This is a genomic window from Streptomyces glaucescens, assembly GCF_002154375.1.
Lineage (GTDB): Bacteria > Actinomycetota > Actinomycetes > Streptomycetales > Streptomycetaceae > Streptomyces > Streptomyces glaucescens.
This window is the reverse complement of sequence record NZ_MUND01000603.1, coordinates 1-765: the sequence shown is the minus strand read 5'-3', so window position 1 is coordinate 765 and position 765 is coordinate 1. Positions and strand designations below refer to the sequence as shown.

Below are 765 nucleotides of genomic sequence, written 5' to 3'. Positions count from 1 at the left end.
GTGGTAGTCGGGGTGCTTGTCCTGCTGCATGAGGGCTCCAGGTGGGGCGGGGGCAGGGGAGGGGCGCCGCTGACAACGGGGTCAGCCGGGCAGGGATTCCTCGTCGACGATGTGCACGGCGGCCTCCTCGGCGGAGGCGGCGGCGCCGTCGATGCCGACGTCCGTCGCGACCAGCGCAGCTTCCTCGTCCTCGTGCGCGCCTTCGTCCGGGGCGACGAGACGGCCCGAGCGGGCGGCACCGACCTCGTTGTCCAGGAGTTCGCCGTCCGTGTCCGTGGAGTCGCCGAGGCCGTCGCCGTCCGGTACGGCCAGATCGGGCTGCTCCTCGGCCAGCCGCTGGTCCAGGGTCTCACCGGCGCGGCGCTCGGCCGCCGTCACCCCGGTGTGCTCCACCGCCCACGGTCGCTCCGGAGGGGACCAGCCCGGGTCGAGGGGATCGTCGACACCGTCGTACTCCAGGGTGTCCTCCGCGTCCAGCACGCCCGTGTCCTCGCGTTGGTCGGACGCGTCGGGCTGGTAGACGTCGTCTCCCCATCCGTCGGCGCTGTTCACGGGTACCTCCAGGGGGTGGGGACGGGGCCGTTCTCACCGCGGTGGGCGGCGGACCGCGACCGTCCGTGCCGGGGCACAGGCTCCGCCCGCCCACGGACTGCGGGCGCGCCCCCGAGCAGACGCCGCCGCTATCCAGCCTTCCACCCCTGTTCGGCACCGCGCAACGGCAAGGGTCCGGGGGTGGGGCGCCGGGCCGGCACCCTGGGCGTGCTC

1 protein-coding gene is annotated in these 765 nt (G+C 74.9%); it reads right to left on the bottom strand.

Annotation, left to right across the window (positions count from 1 at the left end; all coding sequences use genetic code 11):
- Positions 1–81: 81 nt before the first annotated feature.
- Complete coding sequence (locus CCN42_RS32815) at positions 82–552, bottom strand: DUF5709 domain-containing protein (RefSeq protein WP_086741041.1); 471 nt, start codon at positions 550–552, stop codon at positions 82–84.
- Between the last annotated feature and the right edge of the window lie 213 nt (positions 553–765).